This window comes from Sideroxydans sp. CL21 (assembly GCF_902459525.1).
In the GTDB taxonomy this organism is placed as follows: domain Bacteria; phylum Pseudomonadota; class Gammaproteobacteria; order Burkholderiales; family Gallionellaceae; genus Sideroxyarcus.
On sequence record NZ_LR699166.1, the window covers coordinates 2,256,993 to 2,276,702 of the forward strand.

The following is a 19,710-nucleotide window of genomic DNA, read 5'->3' on the forward strand; positions in this document are numbered from 1 at the left end:
TCCGATGAATATCTACTGCAATGTACCGAACAGCATCTTGATGCCGATAATGTAAAGAAAGGCAGCGAAGATCTTCTTGAGCGTTTCCACCGGCAGCTTGTGGGCAGCCCTGGCCCCAAACGGGGCGAGCAGCACGCTGGCCACCACGAGACCGGCCAGGGAAGGAAGATGAACAAAGCCAAAGCACCAGTCCGGCAGGTCACTGGCAGACCAGCCGTTCAGCACATAGCCGACGGTTCCGGCAACCGCGATGGGAAATCCTATCGCGGCCGAAGTGCCGATGGCGTTGTGCATCTTGACGTTGCTCCAGGTCATGAAGGGTACGGACATGGCACCGCCGCCGATACCCACAAAGCTTGAGACAAAACCAATGAACCCGCCCGCCGCGATCATGCCGCCGGTACCCGGAAGCTGGCGCGCCGGCTTGGGCCTGATGTTGAGCAGCAACTGCGTTGCCACGTAGAACAGGAACACGATAAAGAAAGCCTTGAGCAGACCCGCGGGAATTTTCGCGGCAATGAACGTGCCAATCAGCGTGCCCAGCAGGATGCCCGGCGTGATGCTTTTCACGATGCCCCAGTTGACTGCTTTATGCTCGTGGTGAACACGCAAACTGGACACTGATGTAAACATGATGCTGGCCAGCGACGTGCCGACCGCGATATGGATCATATGGTCGGCCGGAAAATGCTGGGCTGCAAAGATGAACATCAGGATGGGTATGATCACGACCCCGCCTCCAACTCCCAACAGCCCGGCCAAAAATCCGGCAATGCTGCCGGCCGCAATATAAAGCAGAATGAATTCCCAGCTGATCATCGACTGACTCCCGTTGCGGAGGAACCTGCACAGTTCGCCCGCGGTTTAAAAACAATGTTCCGGCTCCCTAATGCAGCCAATCCGCCAGTACCCTGTAATCGCCGAAATCCCCGACGGCATGTGCCGCGATCTGCGGGTGTTCCGCCCCGACCAGTTTGGACAGATCGTTTCCCGGTCCGAGTTCGATCACTCTATCGATACCGGATTCCGCCAGTGCCTCCATGCAACTGTCCCATCGGATAGTCGTTGCAATCTGCCGCGACAGCGCATCGATCGCCGCTTCGCGCGAACGGACAGGCATCGCATTGACCGCACCCAGCACGGTGATCCTCGGCGCCGCAATAGCACTTGCAGCCAGGATATCGCGGAACGCAGAGGCAGCCCGCGCGAGATAATGGCTGTGAGCTGGAACTGTAACGGGCAAGCGCACCAGGCCCGGATTCATCGCTTGCAGATCGCTGACAAAACTTGCAATCGAGTTTCCCGGTCCGGCAAGGACTTCTTCGCCATGCCGACGTTTGATGGCAACATCCAGGCCGTATTCAGCGACTGCGCGATCGCGTGCGGCCAATGCGGCGGGAGAAACCCTGCCGCGCCACAACACCATGCAGCCGCCATCTCTATCGACACTGGCCGCAGCCTCATCCATCAGGCGCGCCCGCTCTCGCACCAGCCTGAAAGTCTCAGTTGCTGTCAGCGCTCCGGCAACATGATAGGCGATCAATTCTCCCAGCGAATAACCCGCGACCAGGGCTGCTTCCGGCAATTGCGCGGCGATCCGAGCCCAGGTCGCAACCTGGTAATAGGCGATGGCGAATTGCGCATTCGAATTGAGGAATATTTCGCTGTCATCGAGTTCGCCCCACCATTGCGCGACATCCTGCCCCAGCACTTCGCTTGCCGCCCGGCGGACGGATTCGCATTCGGTAGCGACCAGCAACTCGTCCAGCATGTTGCGATGCTGCCCTGCCTGTCCCGAGCACAATATGGCGAGCCGCATATCAATTGCAAAGCGAATGCAAGGTTTCGAGCTGATGCACCACCCAGGTCGCTGCCACCAGATCGGCACTTCCTCCCGGGCTCAGATTGCGTGCAATTAAAGCACGATGAAGGACCAGCAATCGTGCCCGCCAGCCCGGCGTATCCACTCCGCCCGAGCGGTTGAAGTCGGCGGCCGAGCCGCGCACGAAATCGAGGCCGCTTTCCCCGTCGCGCCAAAGCACATTGGTGTCGGGCAGGTATTCCATCAAGGTCATCAGTGTGCCTATCAGCGCCGTCTCGCGGTCATGTCCCGCCTGCAGAAGGCGGCGCAACACCGGCAGGCCGATGCTGTAGACGGTCGGGAAACCCGCAGCCGCTTCCACGCGCGCGCCGCCGGCCGCGAATCTCCGGAACACATGGTTGCCGTGCGAGGCAGGCGATTCCTTGCGGCCTGCGAGAATCCCTGCGCCCCACGCCTTGGTCACGACAGCGCCGCATTCCAGCCCCGCCAGTGTCTCATCCGCCATGCGCCGCGCCGCCGCCGCCGCGAGCAGACCCAGGTTGAAGATCGCGCCACGATGCGTATTGATACCGCCGGTGGCGCAAAGCATCTTGCGTTCTGCTTCCATACCAATCGCCTGCAGCACGGGGAAAGATGATCCGGTCTCGCCCGCCCGGGCGAGTTCGGCAAAGCTGCCCTGCAGCGCATCCATGCTCGCGAAGAAGGTACCCAGGTGCATGTCGTTGTGGCTGCCCGAGTCGACCGGCGAAACCAGGCCGGGCTTGGGCCAGGCCATCACCTCATGCCGGAGCGCCTCCAGGCACAGACGGTCGAGACGAGAATATTCTTCGTCGAGGTTGCCGGAATCTTCCACGTTTCCGGCCGGATGACTGATTGCAGTTTCCATCTCAGGCGGGAAGCAGAATCGGTTGGGTGAACTCGTCGACCGCGATCAGACAGGCTTCACGATCGGACTTGGCGAGCACTTGCCGCTGCGTGCCGGCACGCACAGCTGACGCCAGCTCTCGCCAGGCAACCGCCCATCCAGACGCTGACAATACCTCGCCATCGATGCGCAGCACCTCCGGCGAAAAATCCTCCAGCCCGGCAAGCAGTTCGCGTAGCTTTGTGGTTGCGCCGCATTCCAGCAGCAGGTCGAGATCGCTGGCCTCGTCGAGATACCGCATGCCGGTGAATATCTCGGACGACAGCGAACCGTATACGCGCGCTTCCGTCCCGGTTCTCTCAAGCAGTGTATGGAGGCTATCCAGTCCGGCTCGCCATGCGGCCGGTGCATGCTGCAGCGCTTCCGACAGCGGCAACGGACGCGAGTGGCGGATGATCGCCTTGCGATCTGCGCGGAGCAGGACACGCGTACGCATCGGCGCGGACGGCAGCGTGAATCCCAGCATGATCTGCCCTGCTTCCTGCATGAGGTTACCGGATTGGCGGGCAACGACCAGCGGAAAAGCCCGATGCACCCAGTCGCGTGCCAGGTCGCGCTGACCGGCGGCTGCAAACAGGCCCGCATCGATCGTCGGGTCGAGCCAGACCAGATCGTGACGATGGAGGCTGAAAGTGTTCACGGGTTCGCCACGAGCTGTGCCGTCGGCGCGGCAACCAAGCGCCCCCCGCGCTCAAGCCCGATCGCGGCGCGTTCATCCGGGCTTGCTGCCTTGCCAAGTGCGGCGGACAGGCGTTCGGACCAATCGTCATCCTCCGACCATAGCTCGTGGATGCCGCCCATGCGCCAGTAATTCTCGGCGCCGGGGGCGAAGACGGGCGACTGTTTCGCGAGTTCCTCAAGCCGTTCGAGGCTGATCTTGGTGACGCGTGACATCGCGCGCAGGTCCATCACACGCACCTGGGATTTCGGCAGAGCGCAGATGCGATCGGCCATCATGCCGTAGGCAAGGAAGCCTCCGCTGACCGCCTCGCCGCTGATCACGGTCAGCAGGCGGTGTCCCCGCCTGCGCGCCAGATCGACGCAGCGCACGATATGCGCAAAATAGCCATTGAGCCCGAGCAGTTCCTCGTGCCGCGACAGCGCCTGGCCCTGGGTGTCCGCAATGAATACGATGGGACGCGGCGGTTTGCCGCCGGCGGCATCGTCGCGCACCACATGCAGGACCGCTTCCGCGATCCGCAGAGCGATCGTCCCGTCGATGGCGGCATGGTCGCGGGTACCGATCACAGCCACATCCTGCGCGCCGATCCTGGCCGTTCCGCACAGGAAGAGTCCTTCGGTCGTCAGTGCGTGAGCGCCCGCCCCGAACAGGCGGTCGAACATCGTCTCCCCGTTCATGCGGCTTCTCCAAGTTGGATATTGAATTCTGCAACGGTCATTTCTGGAACACGGGATGCCTCGGCGAAGATGCTCGCCCAAATCTCCCGTCCATCACGCGCAGCGGCAAATCGTGCGCTGCGTTCAGTCAATTCTCCCTGTGCCCCAAGCAGTTCATCGAGATCGGCAGGCACAAGCGGGTGCGCCAGATAGCGTTCGATCAGGTTGGCAGCAGCAGTACGGAATGCCGGGATCAGGTCGTCGACCAGCAGCGTCGCTTCGCCCAGTGTGCGGCGCAACTTGCCGCCGGTGATGCGCCACACCAATGCACGGTCGCGCGAATCGAACTCCTCCACGCCTTTGACCGTTTCGATCACTTCGGGCCCTGACAGGCCGAGCCTGCCCTGTTCCGACATGACCACTTCCGTGCATAAGCGGGTGACGATGCCCATGCCGCCGAATGCGCCGCAGGATCCGCCGACAAGCGCGAACACCGGAATGCCCGTAGCCTGGACGCGCAACACGGCGCGCATGATCTCCGAGATGGCGATCAGCCCTGCGTTGGCTTCGTGCAGGCGCACACCGCCCGAATCGATCAACAGCAGCACCGCAGCCGGACGTTCGCTCAGCGCACGGTCGAGCAGGCCGCGTATCTTCGCACCATGCACCTCGCCTACCGCACCGCCGTTGAAGCGCCCTTCCTGAGCCGCGACCAGCACCTTGTGCCCCGCCAGCATGGCACGGCCGACCACCACGCCATCGTCGAACGCGAGCGGCGCGTCCAGCAGCGCCAGATGCGGACTGGTCTGCCTCATTTCCGGAGGACAGAACTCGACCAGGGAACCGGCATCGACCAAACCGCTCAGGCGCTTTCGCGCGGAAGCCTCAAAATAGCTGATCTGCAGGCCGTTCATGCGAGCTCTCCGCGACATGTTTCAAAGGCCTGGTCGAGACGCAGGCTGACTACCGCCGGCGTGGCGCCCGCATCGTTGATGGACAGGCTGAGACCGCCGACACTATGGCGGCGGGCGAAGTCCTTCAGCACCGCTTCCCAGATATCGCGAAAGCCGTGCGCCGAGGTATTGACCACGATCCGGCAGGCATCGGAAGTCGCGGCCGGTTCGACCAGTATCTCCAGATTGCCCGAAGAGACGACACCGCATAGCGTGGCACTGGTGACGTTTTGCGGAATCGCGGCTGACGGCAGCGTGAGCGTGAATTGTTCCATGGTCTGTTGTCCTGTCACCAGTTACGGAATTGCCTGGGCGGGTCGTACAGGCCGCCGGAGGCATACACCAGATCCTTGACGCTGCGCGCGGCAAGCAAGTCGCGCGTCGCGTCGCTCTTTCGGATACCCATATCTTCCGGCCGGCGGATGATGCCGCGGTCGCGCAGGTTCTCCACCATGCGCAGGTCGCGCGCCATGCCGACCGGCGTGTAGCCCGCCACGCCGCGGATGGCCTGTTCGCGCTCCTGTGGCGTCCGGCACAGCAGCAGGTTGGCAATGCCCTCCTCGGTGATGATGTGGGTCATGTCCTCGCCGTAGATCATCACTGGCGGCAGTTCCATGTTCGCCGTCGCTGCAAGATCCCAGGCGTCGAGGCGCTCGACGAATGCCGGTTCCATATGCTCGCGGAACGTCTCCACGATCTGCACGACCAGTTTCTGTCCGCGCGGCATCGCGATGTCGCCGCGTCCTTCACGTCCGGCACGCAACCAGGCTGGCGAGGCATGGCGGCGTCCGCGCGCATCGGCGCCCATGTTGGGCGCCCCGCCGAATCCGGCGATGCGTCCCTTGGTCGCGGTCGAGCTGTTGCCCTGCAGGTCGATCTGCAGGGTCGAGCCGATGAACAGGTCGCAGGCGTAATGACCGGCGGCCTGGCAGAAGGCACGGTTGGAGCGCATCGAACCGTCCGCCCCGGTAAAGAAAATATCGGATCGCGCGGCGGTGTAGCGCTCCATGCCGACCTCGGAACCGAAGGAATGCACCGATTCGACGAAGCCGGCTTCGATCGCGGGGATCAGCGTCGGATGTGGGTTCAGCGCCCAGTGGGTGCATATCTTCCCTTTGAGCCCCAGGTCTGCAGCGTAAGTCGGGAGCAGCAATTCGATCGCCGCGGTATCGAAACCGATGCCGTGATTGAGGCGCTTGATGCCGTATTCGGCATACAGTCCCTTGATCGCGATCATGCCCATCAGCACCTGGATCTCGGTGATCTGCGCCGGATCGCGGGTGAACAATGGCTCGATGTAATGCGGCGTCGGCGCCTTGACGACGAAGTCCACCCAGTCGGAGGGGATGTCCACGCGCGGCAACTTGTCCACGATCTCGTTGACCTGGGCGATAACGATCCCGCCCTTGAAGGCCGTCGCCTCGACGATGGCCGGCGTGTCCTCGGTATTGGGCCCCGTATAGAGGTTGCCCTCGCGGTCGGCTGCCTGCGCCGCAATCAGCGCGACCCGCGGCGTCAGATCGACGAAATAGCGCGCGAACAATTCGAGATAAGTATGGATCGCACCGATCGCGATCTTCCTGCTTTCCACCAGGCGTGCCAGGCGCGCGGCCTGCGGGCCGGAGAAAGAGAAGTCGATGCGGCTCACCTGCCCCCGTTCGATCAGGTCGATATGCTCGGGCAGTGCCAGCACCGACTGCACCAGGTGCAGGTCGCGCAGCTGCATAGGATCGGTCTTGATCAGGCTGCGCGCAAGGAAGTCCGCCTGTTTCTGGTTGTTGCCCTCGATGCAGACGCGGTCTCCCGGTTCGATCACGGCCTCAAGCAATTGCACGATTTGCTCTGCTGGCACGATGCAACCGGAAGCCAGGCGCCCCGCTCTGGCAAGGCGTGCGGCACGGTTGCGCGCCAGATTGTCCCAGCGCTTCGCGGAAGTGTCCGGCGCGTTCATGATGTTTTCCCAAAGCTCATGGCGATCACTTGGTGCTGAGTCCGTACACTGCATCAGGGAAGCCGGTGGCGATCGAGGGGAAGATGCAGATCAGCAGCACCGCAAACATCATCAGGGCGACGAAGGGCACCACTCCCCAGATGATGTCCTTCAGCGGAATGTCCGGCGCGATGTTCTTGATGACGAAAATGTTGAGCCCCACTGGCGGGTGGATCAGTCCCATCTCCATGACGATGGTCATGACCACGCCGAACCAGATCAGGTCGAAACCGGCTGCCTTGAGCGGCGGCAATATGATCGGTGCCGTCATCAGGATGATCGATACCGGCGGCAGGAAGAAACCCAGCACCACGACCATCAGCAAAATCACGCTCAGCAACGCCCACTTGGACAGGCTCAGTGCGACGATTGCTTCCGCCGCGGACTGGCTGATATGCAGGTAGCTCATAACATAGGAGTAGAGCAACGACATGCCGATGATGAACATCAGCATGGTCGACTCCTTCAGCGTGCTGGACAGGATGGGCTTGAGCTGCGACGGCCTCCACATCCGGTAGATGACCGCGATCAGGCACAACGCCAGGAGTCCGCCCAGACCGGCGGTCTCGGAAGGTGTGGCGAATCCGCCGTAAAGTGCAACCATGACGCCGACCAGCAGGGTGACAAACGGAACGACACGGGGCAGCAGCCTGAATTTGTCGTAGAGCGTTAATGTCATGGCATCGAGATAGGGTGATTTTTTGCCGCCGTGATTGTAGGTGTCGAGCGCTTCCTTGTATTCTTTCTTGTAGCGGAATGCCGCATAGCCGGAGAACAGGACCACCATCAAAATTCCTGGGCCGATCCCGGCCAGGAACAGCCTGCCCAGGGACTGCTCGGCTGCGACAGAGAACAGGATCATCACGATGGACGGTGGTAGCAGGATGCCGAGCGTGCCGCCGGCCGCGATGATGCCTGCCGCGAAACGCGGCGAATAGCCGCGTGCGCGCATCTCCGGGATGCCCGCGCTGCCGATGGCGGAACAGGTGGCCGGGCTGGAACCGGACATGGCGGCGAACAATGCGCTCGCGAACACGTTCGCGATGCCCAGACCACCGGGGATCTTGTGCATCCAGGCATGGATGGCCAAATAGAGGTCGGCGCCGGCGCGCGACTTGCCGATGGCCGCGCCCTTGAGGATGAAGAGAGGAACCGACAACAGTGTGATGTTGGCCATCTCTTCATAGACGTTCAGCGTGACCGTATCCAGCGACGATCCCGGCATGAAGATGAACATGAACAGGACAGCGATACTGCCCAGGGCAAATGCGATCGGCATGCCCGAGAACATGAATATCAGGGTGCCAAGCCCGTAAAGTACCCCAATGATTCCGACGCTCAATTTGCCTCTCCTTTGGTCTTCAACGCGATCAATATCTGCAGCAGCATCTGTATGCAAAGCAAAGTCATCCCTGCGGCCATCAAGCCGTAAGGTATCCACAGGGGCGGCCCCCAGGTCGAGGAGGTCGTCTGTCCCTCGACGACAGCTTCATGCAGCATGCTCCAGGTCTTGTAAGTAAAGAATGTGCAGAACGCCAGTGAAGCAATGTCGCAGAACAGCAGGCGCAACCGGTTGGCCGCGGGTGAGAAGAATCCCTCCAGCGCGCTGATGCCGATATGTCCGCGTTCCGACTGCACAAATGCGGCGCACATGAACACGGCCCCGATCAACAGGAAAACTGAGACTTCGTCCTGCCAATCGGTGGGCAACTTCAGGAAATAACGCATTACCACGCTCAGTGTGAGAACCAGGCAGGCAGCCAGCAGTGCCAGCATGGACACAAACAGCACGTAACTGTTGATCTTCGCCTGCCAATTGACCAGCGTTCCCAGCACACCCCCGACTTGCGGGGTCAGGGCAGGCTTGCGGCCTTCCAGATCAACTCCGTGGCTCACAACAACTTCTCGGCCAGAGTAAGAATATGCGCACAGCTCTCGCTCTTCTCACCATAGTTTTTCCATGCCGTTTCACGGGCGATCGCCTGCCATTTTTTGACCGAAGCGTCCGACAGGTCATAGGCTTTTCCACCAGCCTTTTGATATACCGTCGCGACTGCTTGGTCGTCGGCTTTAGCCTGTTCCATGGCGAATTTCTCCATCTCGGCGCCTATCGTCATGATCAGGTCCTGCTGGGCCTTGGGAAGCTGGTCGAACACCGACTTCGAGATCATCAGCGGTTCCAGCATGAACCAGTAGGTCTTGCCGCGACCGGTAGTCAGGTGCTTTGCAACTTCTTCCAGGCGGAAGGAGATCAGGCTGGTCGATGAAGTCATCGCGGCATCCAGTGCGCCGGTTTGCATCGCGGCATAGATCTCGTTGGAGGGCATATCCAGCACCGCTGCACCGGCTGCCTTGAGCACCATGTCCATTTCCTTGCTGCCGCCGCGGATCTTCAAGCCCTTGGCATCCGACGGATCGACGATCGGCGCGGTGCGGCTTGCAACACCGCCCGCCTGCCATATCCAACTCACGATGATCACACCCTTGTTGGCCAGCACTTCAGACAGGGCTTTGCCGACTTCGGCATTCTTCCATTTCGCAGCCTGCTCGTAGGAGGTGACCATGCCGGGCATCAGGCCGATATTCGTTTCCGGGACTTCGCCGCCGGCATAGTTGAGCGGTACCAGCGACATATCCAGTGCGCCTTTTCTCAGGGCGCTGAACTGTGCATTGGTCTTCATGAGCGAGGACCCCGCGTACACGGTTCCTTTCAATGCCCCCCCGCTGCGCTTCTCGATCTCGGCGGCAAAGCGACGGCACAAGCGGTCGCGGAAGTCACCGGCGTCGATGGTGCCGCCGGGGAATTGGTGCGATATCTTCAGCGTCACCGGGTCGGCAGCCAAGGCCGGGCGGGTGAACAAGGCACAAAGTGAGGCTGCTGCAAAACACAGAAGAATGCTGCGACGAGTAATGGCCATTGGAAATCTCCCTTTGATGTATGAACGAAACACTGGCAGGCAGTTAATTTTTACTGAAGCAACAGCCTCTATCTTAAGGGCACTTCTGAAAATCCAAATTTCGTCGCAATACTGCGTTACTCACAAAAAATTACTCCTTACATATCCTGCATATGCTGCGTCGCAATTTTTTGTTCGCGCCTTGTCTTGCTTAGAACTTTGAATTTTAGAAGCGCCCTTAAATACCCAAAATCAATCAATAATTACTTTGTATACAAAATATCATACAATGTATGCAATATTGACTGCCCCGGCAATTGTTGTCAATGCCATAATTTTTTAGCAGCCTCATCAGGAGCCGCATGGAAAACAAGCAACGCACGTCACGGCGCTCGGAACAAATGGGCGATCAAATCGAGGAACGCATCGTCACCGGCGTCTATCCGCCGGGCATGCGCCTGGACGAGACCGAACTGGCAAACAGCTTCGGCGTGTCCCGTACTCCGATCCGCGAAGCGCTTATCCAGCTGGCATCCGCGGGCCTGGTAGAGATACGGCCGCGGCGCGGGGCGATCGTCGCCGAAATCGCGCAGAACCGGCTGTATGAGATGTTCGAAGTGATGGCCGAACTGGAGGCCATGTGCGGACGCCTCGCTGCACGCCGTATCACACACCCGGAACAACAGGCACTCATGGCTGCCCACCAAGCCTGCGAAGCAGCCCAAAAGGCGAACGACCCGGACTCCTACTACCAGTTGAACGAGCAGTTCCACCAGTTGCTATACGCGGCAAGCCATAACGGGTTTCTGGAAGAACAGGCGAACGCCCTGGGTAAACGCTTGAGGCCGTACCGGCGCCTCCAGCTTCGCGTCCGGGACCGGATGAATTCCTCATTCGCGGAACATGCCGGAATCGTCGAAGCGATCCTCGCACAGGATGGCGAACTTGCGGCGACGCGCATCACCGCCCATGTCGTCGTGCAAGGACAACGCTTCGCCGATCTGGTCGCCACATTGCCGATGCTCGGCGGTCCCAGTCGCGGATAGACCGGTGACAATATGGTCATAACCGCCCGATGCGTGGGCACCAAGCAGTCAACAACTCAGCCGCAAACTGGTGTAAGGTTTGATAAACTTTAGCCATCCGGTCGCAATTGATCCCTGATAAATACCGGAAATCAAAGCAGGAGGTGATATGTTGCGCAATTCCCTTTGCACCATTGCCGTTACTTCCATTCTTGCCGGATGCGCCACGAAGCCGGTCGAGATAGACAACACCCCGCTCCACGCCACCGCCGTCATAGAACGGCAGATCGTCAACAACGGGATCAAAGGGTTCTTCCCGACCGAAAGCACCGAGCAGAATTTTGTGCGCAGCAATATGCGACGGGACGAATCGATGTTCAAGGGGACGGGCACATTCTCGGGCTATCTGATCGGAAAGAAATCCGGAACGAAAATTTCTCGCATCGACCGCAACCTGCAGTGGCAGCTAGATACCGAAAAGCAGGAATACACTGAATGTCCCCTGAAGGGCTGCGCCGAAACCGCAAAACGGGCGCCCCCCAAGCAGAATGATACCGAGCAGCCTCCAAAGGCGCAGCATGAATCCGGTTGTACCATGACGATTGCGAACACGAGTTTCACCGTAAAGTCGACCGGACAGAAAAAAACCATCAACGGTTTTGACACCGACGAATACCAGGTCGCCTGGGTAGTCAAACTGCGTGACAACACCGCGCGCAATTCGACCAGCACCATGAATATGGATATCTGGACGACACCGGTAAACCGCTCCATGCGGGATGCTCTGGATATGGAAGAGAGCTATGCCCGTGCCTATGCGGGAGCTGTTGCCAATACCGTCAAGCAGCAAATCCTCCCGTCCGATGCCGCCAAATTGATCTCGGCCTATATGTCCAGCTCCCTGAAGCAGGCCGACCTCAAGGCCTTCCTGGATGCCGGCAGGCAAATGGAAAAGATCAAGGGATATCCGATCTCAACTCATCTTGAATGGAACATGGCTGGCAACGCCTGCGCCGCCAAGGAAACGAAAAAAGAATCTTCCAGCCAGGAATCGATCCCTTCCGGCACAAGCGGGTTGGTCTCCAGCCTCACCGGGATGTTCGTGAAGAAGAAAACCGACGAGGCGATGAAAGAGGCCGATGGCGAACCGATACTATCGTTCACCGTCGAAGTGAAGTCGCTCAAGCTTGATCAACTGCACGACAGCCTCTTCACGGTGCCCGAGAGTTACCGTTTAGTATCAGGGCAATAAGGTATGAATACCTGACACAGAAATAGTGCCCGGAACAGATCAGCGCAGTCAGGTATTCTTCAAGTCAGACAGTGTGCATCAAAGCTGAGTTCGCGGAAGCTCATTTAACGCTTGCAACAGAAATGCGCGTCTTGGGCAAACCTTTATCCAGGAAATACTGTTCGGCCACGCACACAGCTGCTTCCGGACCGGCAATATAGATGTCACCCTGAAGAAGGTTGGTGTCACTAATATTGATATCGTTAAGCTTTTCGATCAAGGTCTTCGCGCGTTTTCCGTTTACGGAACGCAGGTCGAAACCCGCAATATGTTCTTCATAGTGGAAATTATCCAATGCATCCCTCCATGCATGCGCAATATTCGGGAGGTAAATGTTTGTTGGACCTGATCCAAACCAGTGCAAATATATGGCTTCGGCTTCGAGCGATAGCGCGTGTTCGATCAGACTCTTGATCGGTGCAAAGCCGGTATCGAAGGCAAAAAAGTAAAACGGCCGGGTGGATTTTTCATGCAGTATGAATTCTCCCTGCGGCCCCTCAATCTCCACCACATCATTCTGTTTGAGGTGATCAAAAACGAAATCGGAGAACAGGTTGCCGCTTTGCCTGTTTATGTGAAACAACACATTGCGGTCGTCGCAGGGACAGCTGGCGATAGGCAGCTCAGCGCTAAAAGATTGCCCGACACGCAGGGTCACGGACTGTCCTGCCAGGAAACGCAGGCGCTGGGTGCGCGGGGTCTGGAGATGCAGCAGGAGCATATCCTCATTGATAGGCCCCATCGTTTTAACATGTGCGCTGATCTGTTGAAAAGGAATGTCCTGCACACTGCCAGCCACGGCTGCTTCGATCACCACATCACTGACCGCTGTGTTGCTGCACAGGAGAATATAGCCCTGGTTCTTTTCAGACTCGGAAATCACAAAATCATGATGGCGTGTTTTCTTGACTTCACCCGACAGCACCCTGGCTTTGCATAAACCGCAATTACCACCGCTGCAGCCGTAATTGAGCGGTATGCCGGAACGCATCGCGGCTTCCAGAAGCGAGTCGTGCCCTTCTACCAGGAAATCATGCTTGCTTGGCAATACCGTCACTTGGGCAGTGATGATACTCAGGACAGTGTCCTTAATCGCCATCGGATTGACGAACCCCGGTTCCATAGCCAAATCAACCTCCTTCCTGATCCAAGTCTTCAGATTTTCCATCATCGGGAGCGACTCTGCATTGAGCTGTGATTCAGCCTCTGTAATCTTGTCCCAAAGTCTTCCCAGCAGTGCATTGAATTGCTTTACCTGCCCCTGGCTGGTCGCCAGCGTCTTGCTGAGTTCGGTGATGCGCGCTGCCAGCACTTCCGCATCGGGCATGGCTCTCTCAAACACACGCTTGCCAAAAGCCCGTTCCTTGATTTGAGCAACCCGCCTCGACTCCGCCGTATCTTCCAATTGCGCATCCGGATAGCAGACCAACAGATTTTCGACAGCAACCATCCCGTCGTGCGAAACCAGTTCGCCGCGCTGTATTTTCCTTTGCAGCTCTGTGCGGGCAACGCCGATCAATCTTGCGGCACGCGTCAGACTTAGTATTTCACTCACGCCGTATTCCAATTTTTGTCAGACTAGTAGTCAATTCCATCTGTTGGCTGCATTATGCCCGCATATTGGCGAATCGTAGATGCCCAGCCTTCGGAGGTTCCTATCCCGCCGCACTAAGTCTACAATCCCGTACTGCATTTGACCAAGCAGTCTTGGTTTACTATTTCGCGATATTCAACTTCAGAATAAAGGCAATTATGGATTTCGAGGCTGCAATTCAGAGACATGTAGAATGGAAGACGAGGTTCCGTTCCGCAATAGCCCAGCACCAGGCACTTGACCCGGTCATCATCTCCATGGACAGCTACTGCGAACTCGGGAAATGGCTACATCGGGAAGGAAAGACAAAGTTCGGCAATTTGAGTAGTCACGCCGAATGCATTTCGATCCATGCGGCATTCCATGCGGAAGCCGGAAAAGTAGCCCAAACCATCAATGAAAAAAACTACGTCGAAGCTGAAAGCATGCTTGAAAGTGGAACGACCTATACAAATGCGGCGGATAAAATCGCTGCCGCAATCATGAAATTGAAGAGTGACGCAAAGTTGTAGTTGCTCGATAAGCAAGAAACCGTTGTTTTATCGCCCAATAAAAGCCGGCCAGTTTTGAGCGGCCATGCTTTCGAAGCTTGCTCAACAACACCCGGCTTTACTCCGCCGTTAAAGTGGCGCATCCTTCAAAAATGCGCATGATTTATTTTTTGAAAATAACGATATTGTCATCACTATGCCTTGGCAGCATGGCCTTGGCAGCCCCGAGTCACTTTCCGATTGTAATAGGCTCAGCCCTCATATGCAGGGATCAGATTAGTGTCGACTATTTCAATGATTACATGAAGACATACTTTGGCAATCCCGCATTCATAGCAGGAGGAGCAAGCTGGTGGAAAGTTAGCGAGAGTATATTCAACTCGCCTCTCGAATATATTTTTGTGGGATACGGCCAGGATTTTATTGGTGCCACGTTTAAAGATACTCCGGAGAAACTCATATCAAATATCAGAGACTCAATAGGAGTAGATTACAAGCAAACAGGCAATGAAACGTGGAGTGGATCAACCTCAGGAGTATTGATCAAGTATTACGATAAAAATGCATCCAGCAAGATGTATTGCATCGGATCGCCGCACACACCTTATTAGCGTATCAGGTCTAACGTTATCTCGCACAAGCTGGGAGACTGCTCCAGCCCTTGTCCGGCCTGACCGCCATGCGATTTGAAATTGAATTGACCGGAGCGAACAGCCGCCTACAGTTTTTCGCTTCCCTATAGCCGCCATTCGCCAAGTTTCGCTTCCGACCCGATGCCGACTTCCAGTAGAATTTCAATGAAGGCACACTTCTCAGACAAAACTGACTGCGGAGATTTTCTAAAATTGTCATCTGCGCAGGCCAGAAGAATGTCCGCTTCCAATAGAAGCAGACATTGCTTTGCTGTGTTTTGATGGTGATCGAAGGTCGCTTCCCTTTGCTGACCTAATGTGCCCGCTGCTTCCGATTTCAACAATAACAGGTAGAGCCAGTTATTGGTTTGTCATAAAGCTGTTACTGAGAGTGCTTTTAATACGACGGAAATGCTCAGGCTGGTAGCCATCATACCGTTTCTCTCGGGGTTGCTTAGCTGTAGAAAGACGGACTTTGTCCCAAGACTGCTCCGGGTTTGAAGGAAGAGTCGCATCACATTCATTAACCACAAAGCAACGAACTTTTTCTCCTCTTATGTACGCATCGTAAAATCGATGGGTCCCGTCAATAACTACTAACTCCTCCGAGTTTTCACCCGGAACACGTTCAACAATAGGAAGTACCGAGTACCAAGGAATTCCTGTCACCACGTATCCAAATTCAATTCGATGATCCAAATACAACTGCGCTACTTGAGAGATGCGGTCGAGCTTGAACGTCTCTACGTACTTGCTCGCCGGCCTCACTTTGAGCGGATCTAAGCTTTCTATTGTGAAATGACTTGACCGATACTGAGGGATTTTTTTCAGACCATGTATCACATCATCTGCGGAAAGCGACCGAACATTCGGTTCCTTACCTGGGTGCTTTTCTGATTCTCTCCACTGAAGATTAAACGCGTCAAGGAGGAATTTAAAGAGTTTTGGACGTTCCTGCCCCCTGAATTCGAGCGGATATCCGACTAAACTGTTCTCAACTAAGATTACATTTCCGTCGGGCGTTTCAAGGTCCGCCACAGTACCTCTTAGTGCTTGGTCACCGGCACAAACGCCCACGTCTATACCCAGCGCTACGGCATACGGTACAGCCGTGTTAGTACAATTACTCGGGACAAGCATTCTTGTGCGCAAACCTCTAAATTTCGCATGCAAGAAATAGGGCGCCAACTCTTCTAACCAAGAAGTATCACCGGCAAAAACTGTCACACTGATTGTTGCCGAGCTGATTACTTGGCCTGTTTTTGCCAGGTTCGCATGTCTACGTTTGGAGCTCTCCAGTTCGCGATCACTACGAAAATGCCCTGAGTACGGCACGCCCCATTGAAAAACATCTGCCCCAGTTGCTCTTCTCAAGGAATCCGATTTAATCTTCAGTACCCCGGCAATGCCAGCCTGCACTAAAGCATTTCTTTCATCCTCCTTTAAATTGAAATCTGTTGTTTTTACATTCCCACAGTCAATTTGTATGTCAATTATTTCAAGGCCCGGCACGCGAACCATCGCGCTCCGCGCTTCAATCACCCATCCAATCTTCCTCAGAAGACCGTTAAGTAAGCTGGGCATCCGTTTTTTAACGATAGGGGTGTCGCTGCTTAACAGCTTGAACACCAAGCAAGGTAAAACCGTATGATTTGATAATTCATGCAGAAGAAACGTGGGTTGGTTTTCGATTATCCCGCCGTCGAAAAGAATCTCCCCTCCATTCTCTACAGGTTCAAAGTATACGGGCAACGAGCAAGATGCCCGTACGGCCTTGGAAACCAATTCGTTTGGTGTGCTCGTAGAACTCCACACTTTTGCTTTGCCGCACCCCGCATCATATGCTAGCAATGCAAGCGGGCGCGGCAGATCAACGAACCGTACTGCGGTTTTACCTAATTCTTCTTCTAACACTTCGTCTAACCAAAGCTCAATACCTTCGGACGACCTCCACCCTTTCAGAAGAACGCGCCTAGCCACCATAGCAATAATTCTGGCTAACCATCCACGTCTACTTCTTTTTAGGATCTTATTTAGGGGCTGATTGAGCAAAGCTGTTAACTTGTCACCTGAAAGTCCGGCTGCCACAAGACAGGCTGCAATTGAACCGGCAGATACACCACATGCCCCCTCAAACCGATAACCTTCAGCCAGACATGCTTCAATTGCCCCGGCATAAGCGACTCCCTTTGCGCCACCTCCCTCAAAAAGCCCAAATACATACTTTGTTTGTTTTAACATATGGCCGTGGTATTAGATGTTAGTAGTGGCAGATGCATCGAATCATTGTACCTGACAGCTATGCATGTGGCATGCAGATAACTAACCTTACATCCACTTGCGACCTGCTAGAGAACTTGGAATATACGAATATACCTAATTGTGGATTCCGCATCAGCAATGATAATGGGCAATAAAAACCAGAACGACGATAAAAACAGGAATTTGAGGAGAATAGCCTCAGAAATTTATCTGACTGATCCCAGATACCGTATCTGTTATTTCATTCCTCATCCGGACCAAAATCTCGAAGAGGCATCACCATTTCAGGGCGCGACAAAAGGAATGGTTACTACTGCAAAACTCCTCGAAGATGTGATGGACCATCCGGCTGATGTTCGTGAGTTGTCAGCTTCATGGCGCGAGATCGCATTTTTTCGGACGGCAGGTCTGATCTCACATAAGGTGCTGCCGGCTGAACACTCAGCTTTCAAGCAAATTGTCACATGGCCTCATGGGCTACCCTTTCGCTGCGTCATCAGTACAGACGAGAATGCCGAATTCATTGATGAATGTCTGCATTCGCGGAAGGATGAGTGGCTACATGTATCGACACTGCCTGGCGAAAGTCGACACGAACTTCTCAAGCTTACACGGCGCACTTTTCTTGACTATGTCAGACGACGTATCGACCAAATGGAAGGCGAGTCGAATTACAGCGACATGGTTCCTATAATCCGGTCGTTTCTTACATCGAATCTGCCAGGATCGAGAAGAATTGCACTTCCAGGTACAAGGCACAATTTCACACGTCCTAACGAGATAGCGTTACAGGCATTCGGTTGCAGGCTTTCAGAGGGGCATGAATCACCGTTGACGGAAAAGCGCGCTGCACAATGGATTGTTCGATCCGTAGATTTCGTGTTGCGACGACGCCGTGAATTATTGTCTGAAGCACAAGCCGCTTTATCCGTAAACGCTTTGCTACTAACTTTACCCGCAACATATCGAGGCCACCGGAAAAAGGTGTACATCAACAGTATCCGGCGGAGCATCGGTACGTCGAAGGCTCCGATAGGCCGGATTATGCGAATAATTATCGATTCGCCAACCTACTTAATCCATGCTGAGGAGGGCGAGCTAAAAGAATTTTTCGGTAATGCGATGGGCCAAGCGATGATGGCCATTCGTCGTGCAGAAATGCAGCTCTATTGTGCAATTCTCACACGCATTTCTGCAGAATCACTCCTGCCAACACTACGCTTAATCCCTTATGCAAATCGCGCTTGGGGCCACCTTAAGCATTTGGCTGACTGTGCTCGCATAGAAGGCCCGCACAAACATAGGAAACTTAGGCGTCTGTACTTGGGCGCCCAAGTAGCGCTTGAGGCTGGGCTCGATGATCAGTTCGCAAATAGACTTCAGCTATTGGGCAAGAGCGTCCAAGGCATAAAACTCGTGAGCGACCTACCGTTGGAATGGCTAAGAATCCAAGGGGTGCCTATAATGCTGCGACATGAATGTTCGCGCATCCCTCTCGTACCAAGCAGCTTAGCGTATGCCGTCGCAACAGACCAAGACCCTGTACTTATTCCGCCTTCTATATTGACCGACGTTCTCATCATTCGGTCGTTTGACCAAAATGATCAAATTCGTCTAGTGTTGGAAAAAGCTCTAGAGAGCTCCCCTTACGATGGAGCTGCATGGCGGGTAAATTACCGCTTTGTTGACGTTGAAACACCTGATGAAATCGTCAAGGCTCTAAATAGCCATGCTGGCGCGATCGTAGTCTTCGATTGTCACGGTAACTTTGCGGCTGATGAATACTTTTCGTCGCTGATAGTAGGAGGCAGACCGGTTCGCCTCTGGGAACTGAGAAAGAGCATCAAGCGAATGCCGCCCATCGTTCTATTAAGTGCGTGCGATACACTACCTGTTGACGGTTCCCATGCCTCGGTTGCTTCTGGGATGTTGCAGCTTGGAGCAAGGACGGTACTGTCCACATTGCTTCCAATCGACTCGCGAAAAGCTGCAATATTTCTCTGTCGTTTATTTTTCAGAATTGGAGAGTTTGTTCCAACAGCGTTGAGAATGAAGCGGCGCGTCTCTTGGCGCGAAGTGGTGTCCGGCATGACAAAGATGTCACATATGACAGAATGCCTATGGTATCTATCTAAGCAAGGAATGCTTGATCCTACTAGCTTTGATCAGTTGCACTTCGAGGCGAATAAAGATATCAACGACCTCAATCCTAATTGGTTTGAGCGCTGCGTCGAAAGATTGGCAAAACGCTTGGGGTGTCCGACCGAAGAAGCTTGGAAGTACTTGAGCGAGGACGTTGGGCTAACAGATGCTTTAATGCACGTCCAACTTGGAAACCCAGAACTGCTTTGGCTGGTTGGAACAGAAGCTGATAGTTTAGTCCAAGGCGCTGCCAACTCTACTTGATAACTGGTGGGTACTAGCATGTGTAAATTCATATGCGAAAAGCTCTAGGCGCGAATCAACTGTTTTCTCAACCGGCAGGCGATG

Annotated in this window: 18 protein-coding genes; 5 read left to right on the forward strand and 13 right to left on the reverse strand. The window is 55.6% G+C overall.

What is annotated here, in order from left to right; genetic code table 11:
• Nucleotides 1-12 precede the first annotated feature (12 nt).
• The 11 genes from QOY30_RS10535 to dctP form a co-directional block, all read right to left on the reverse strand.
• A complete protein-coding gene (locus QOY30_RS10535) occupies nucleotides 13-819 on the reverse strand; it encodes a sulfite exporter TauE/SafE family protein (protein ID WP_283744572.1) in 807 nt (268 codons plus the stop codon).
• A 67-nt stretch (nucleotides 820-886) separates the two neighbouring features.
• Complete coding sequence (locus QOY30_RS10540) at nucleotides 887-1,819, reverse strand: ACP S-malonyltransferase (RefSeq protein WP_283744573.1); 933 nt, start codon at nucleotides 1,817-1,819, stop codon at nucleotides 887-889.
• Between the two features lies 1 nt (nucleotide 1,820).
• Nucleotides 1,821-2,708, reverse strand: a complete 888-nt coding sequence (mdcB, locus tag QOY30_RS10545) for a triphosphoribosyl-dephospho-CoA synthase MdcB (RefSeq protein ID WP_283744574.1) — start codon at nucleotides 2,706-2,708, stop codon at nucleotides 1,821-1,823.
• Between the two features lies 1 nt (nucleotide 2,709).
• Nucleotides 2,710-3,387, reverse strand: coding sequence for a malonate decarboxylase holo-[acyl-carrier-protein] synthase (gene mdcG, locus QOY30_RS10550; RefSeq protein WP_283744575.1), 678 nt, complete (start codon nucleotides 3,385-3,387; stop codon nucleotides 2,710-2,712).
• Nucleotides 3,384-4,106, reverse strand: coding sequence for a biotin-independent malonate decarboxylase subunit gamma (gene mdcE, locus QOY30_RS10555; protein WP_283744576.1), 723 nt, complete (start codon nucleotides 4,104-4,106; stop codon nucleotides 3,384-3,386). Before mdcE ends, mdcG begins: the two co-directional genes overlap by 4 nt.
• A complete protein-coding gene (locus QOY30_RS10560; protein ID WP_283744577.1) occupies nucleotides 4,103-4,999 on the reverse strand; it encodes a biotin-independent malonate decarboxylase subunit beta in 897 nt (298 codons plus the stop codon). Before QOY30_RS10560 ends, mdcE begins: the two co-directional genes overlap by 4 nt.
• Complete coding sequence (mdcC, locus tag QOY30_RS10565) at nucleotides 4,996-5,313, reverse strand: malonate decarboxylase acyl carrier protein (RefSeq protein ID WP_283744578.1); 318 nt, start codon at nucleotides 5,311-5,313, stop codon at nucleotides 4,996-4,998. Before mdcC ends, QOY30_RS10560 begins: the two co-directional genes overlap by 4 nt.
• 14 nt (nucleotides 5,314-5,327) lie before the next feature.
• Nucleotides 5,328-6,989 (reverse strand): malonate decarboxylase subunit alpha, encoded by a 1,662-nt coding sequence (gene mdcA, locus QOY30_RS10570; protein WP_283744579.1) that lies wholly within the window; start codon nucleotides 6,987-6,989, stop codon nucleotides 5,328-5,330.
• Nucleotides 6,990-7,014: 25 nt separating this feature from the next.
• Nucleotides 7,015-8,370 carry a TRAP transporter large permease gene (locus QOY30_RS10575; protein WP_283744580.1) on the reverse strand — a complete coding sequence of 452 codons (1,356 nt, stop codon included), beginning with the start codon at nucleotides 8,368-8,370 and terminating at the stop codon, nucleotides 7,015-7,017.
• Nucleotides 8,367-8,924 carry a TRAP transporter small permease gene (locus QOY30_RS10580; RefSeq protein WP_283744581.1) on the reverse strand — a complete coding sequence of 186 codons (558 nt, stop codon included), beginning with the start codon at nucleotides 8,922-8,924 and terminating at the stop codon, nucleotides 8,367-8,369. The genes QOY30_RS10575 and QOY30_RS10580 overlap by 4 nt, the downstream gene beginning before the upstream one ends.
• Complete coding sequence (gene dctP / locus QOY30_RS10585) at nucleotides 8,921-9,946, reverse strand: TRAP transporter substrate-binding protein DctP (RefSeq protein WP_283744582.1); 1,026 nt, start codon at nucleotides 9,944-9,946, stop codon at nucleotides 8,921-8,923. The genes QOY30_RS10580 and dctP overlap by 4 nt, the downstream gene beginning before the upstream one ends.
• Nucleotides 9,947-10,287: 341 nt before the next feature.
• Between dctP and QOY30_RS10590 the strand changes: the two genes are divergently transcribed.
• Together QOY30_RS10590 and QOY30_RS10595 are read left to right on the forward strand one after the other, a co-directional pair.
• Nucleotides 10,288-10,971, forward strand: coding sequence for a GntR family transcriptional regulator (locus QOY30_RS10590; RefSeq protein WP_283744583.1), 684 nt, complete (start codon nucleotides 10,288-10,290; stop codon nucleotides 10,969-10,971).
• Between the two features lie 148 nt (nucleotides 10,972-11,119).
• A complete protein-coding gene (locus QOY30_RS10595) occupies nucleotides 11,120-12,202 on the forward strand; it encodes a hypothetical protein (RefSeq protein WP_283744584.1) in 1,083 nt (360 codons plus the stop codon).
• Between the two features lie 100 nt (nucleotides 12,203-12,302).
• Here QOY30_RS10595 and QOY30_RS10600 read toward each other — a convergent pair whose 3' ends face one another.
• Nucleotides 12,303-13,796 carry a 2Fe-2S iron-sulfur cluster-binding protein gene (locus QOY30_RS10600; protein ID WP_283744585.1) on the reverse strand — a complete coding sequence of 498 codons (1,494 nt, stop codon included), beginning with the start codon at nucleotides 13,794-13,796 and terminating at the stop codon, nucleotides 12,303-12,305.
• Nucleotides 13,797-13,993: 197 nt separating this feature from the next.
• Between QOY30_RS10600 and QOY30_RS10605 the strand changes: the two genes are divergently transcribed.
• Complete coding sequence (locus QOY30_RS10605) at nucleotides 13,994-14,347, forward strand: CZB domain-containing protein (RefSeq protein ID WP_283744586.1); 354 nt, start codon at nucleotides 13,994-13,996, stop codon at nucleotides 14,345-14,347.
• A gap of 77 nt (nucleotides 14,348-14,424) precedes the next feature.
• Nucleotides 14,425-14,937, forward strand: coding sequence for a hypothetical protein (locus tag QOY30_RS10610; RefSeq protein WP_283744587.1), 513 nt, complete (start codon nucleotides 14,425-14,427; stop codon nucleotides 14,935-14,937).
• Between the two features lie 381 nt (nucleotides 14,938-15,318).
• Here QOY30_RS10610 and QOY30_RS10615 read toward each other — a convergent pair whose 3' ends face one another.
• On the reverse strand, nucleotides 15,319-17,199 hold the full coding sequence (locus tag QOY30_RS10615; RefSeq protein WP_283744588.1) for a patatin-like phospholipase family protein: 1,881 nt from the start codon (nucleotides 17,197-17,199) through the stop codon (nucleotides 15,319-15,321).
• 165 nt (nucleotides 17,200-17,364) lie between these two features.
• Between QOY30_RS10615 and QOY30_RS10620 the strand changes: the two genes are divergently transcribed.
• Nucleotides 17,365-19,626 (forward strand): CHAT domain-containing protein, encoded by a 2,262-nt coding sequence (locus QOY30_RS10620; RefSeq protein ID WP_283744589.1) that lies wholly within the window; start codon nucleotides 17,365-17,367, stop codon nucleotides 19,624-19,626.
• The last annotated feature ends 84 nt before the right edge of the window (nucleotides 19,627-19,710 follow it).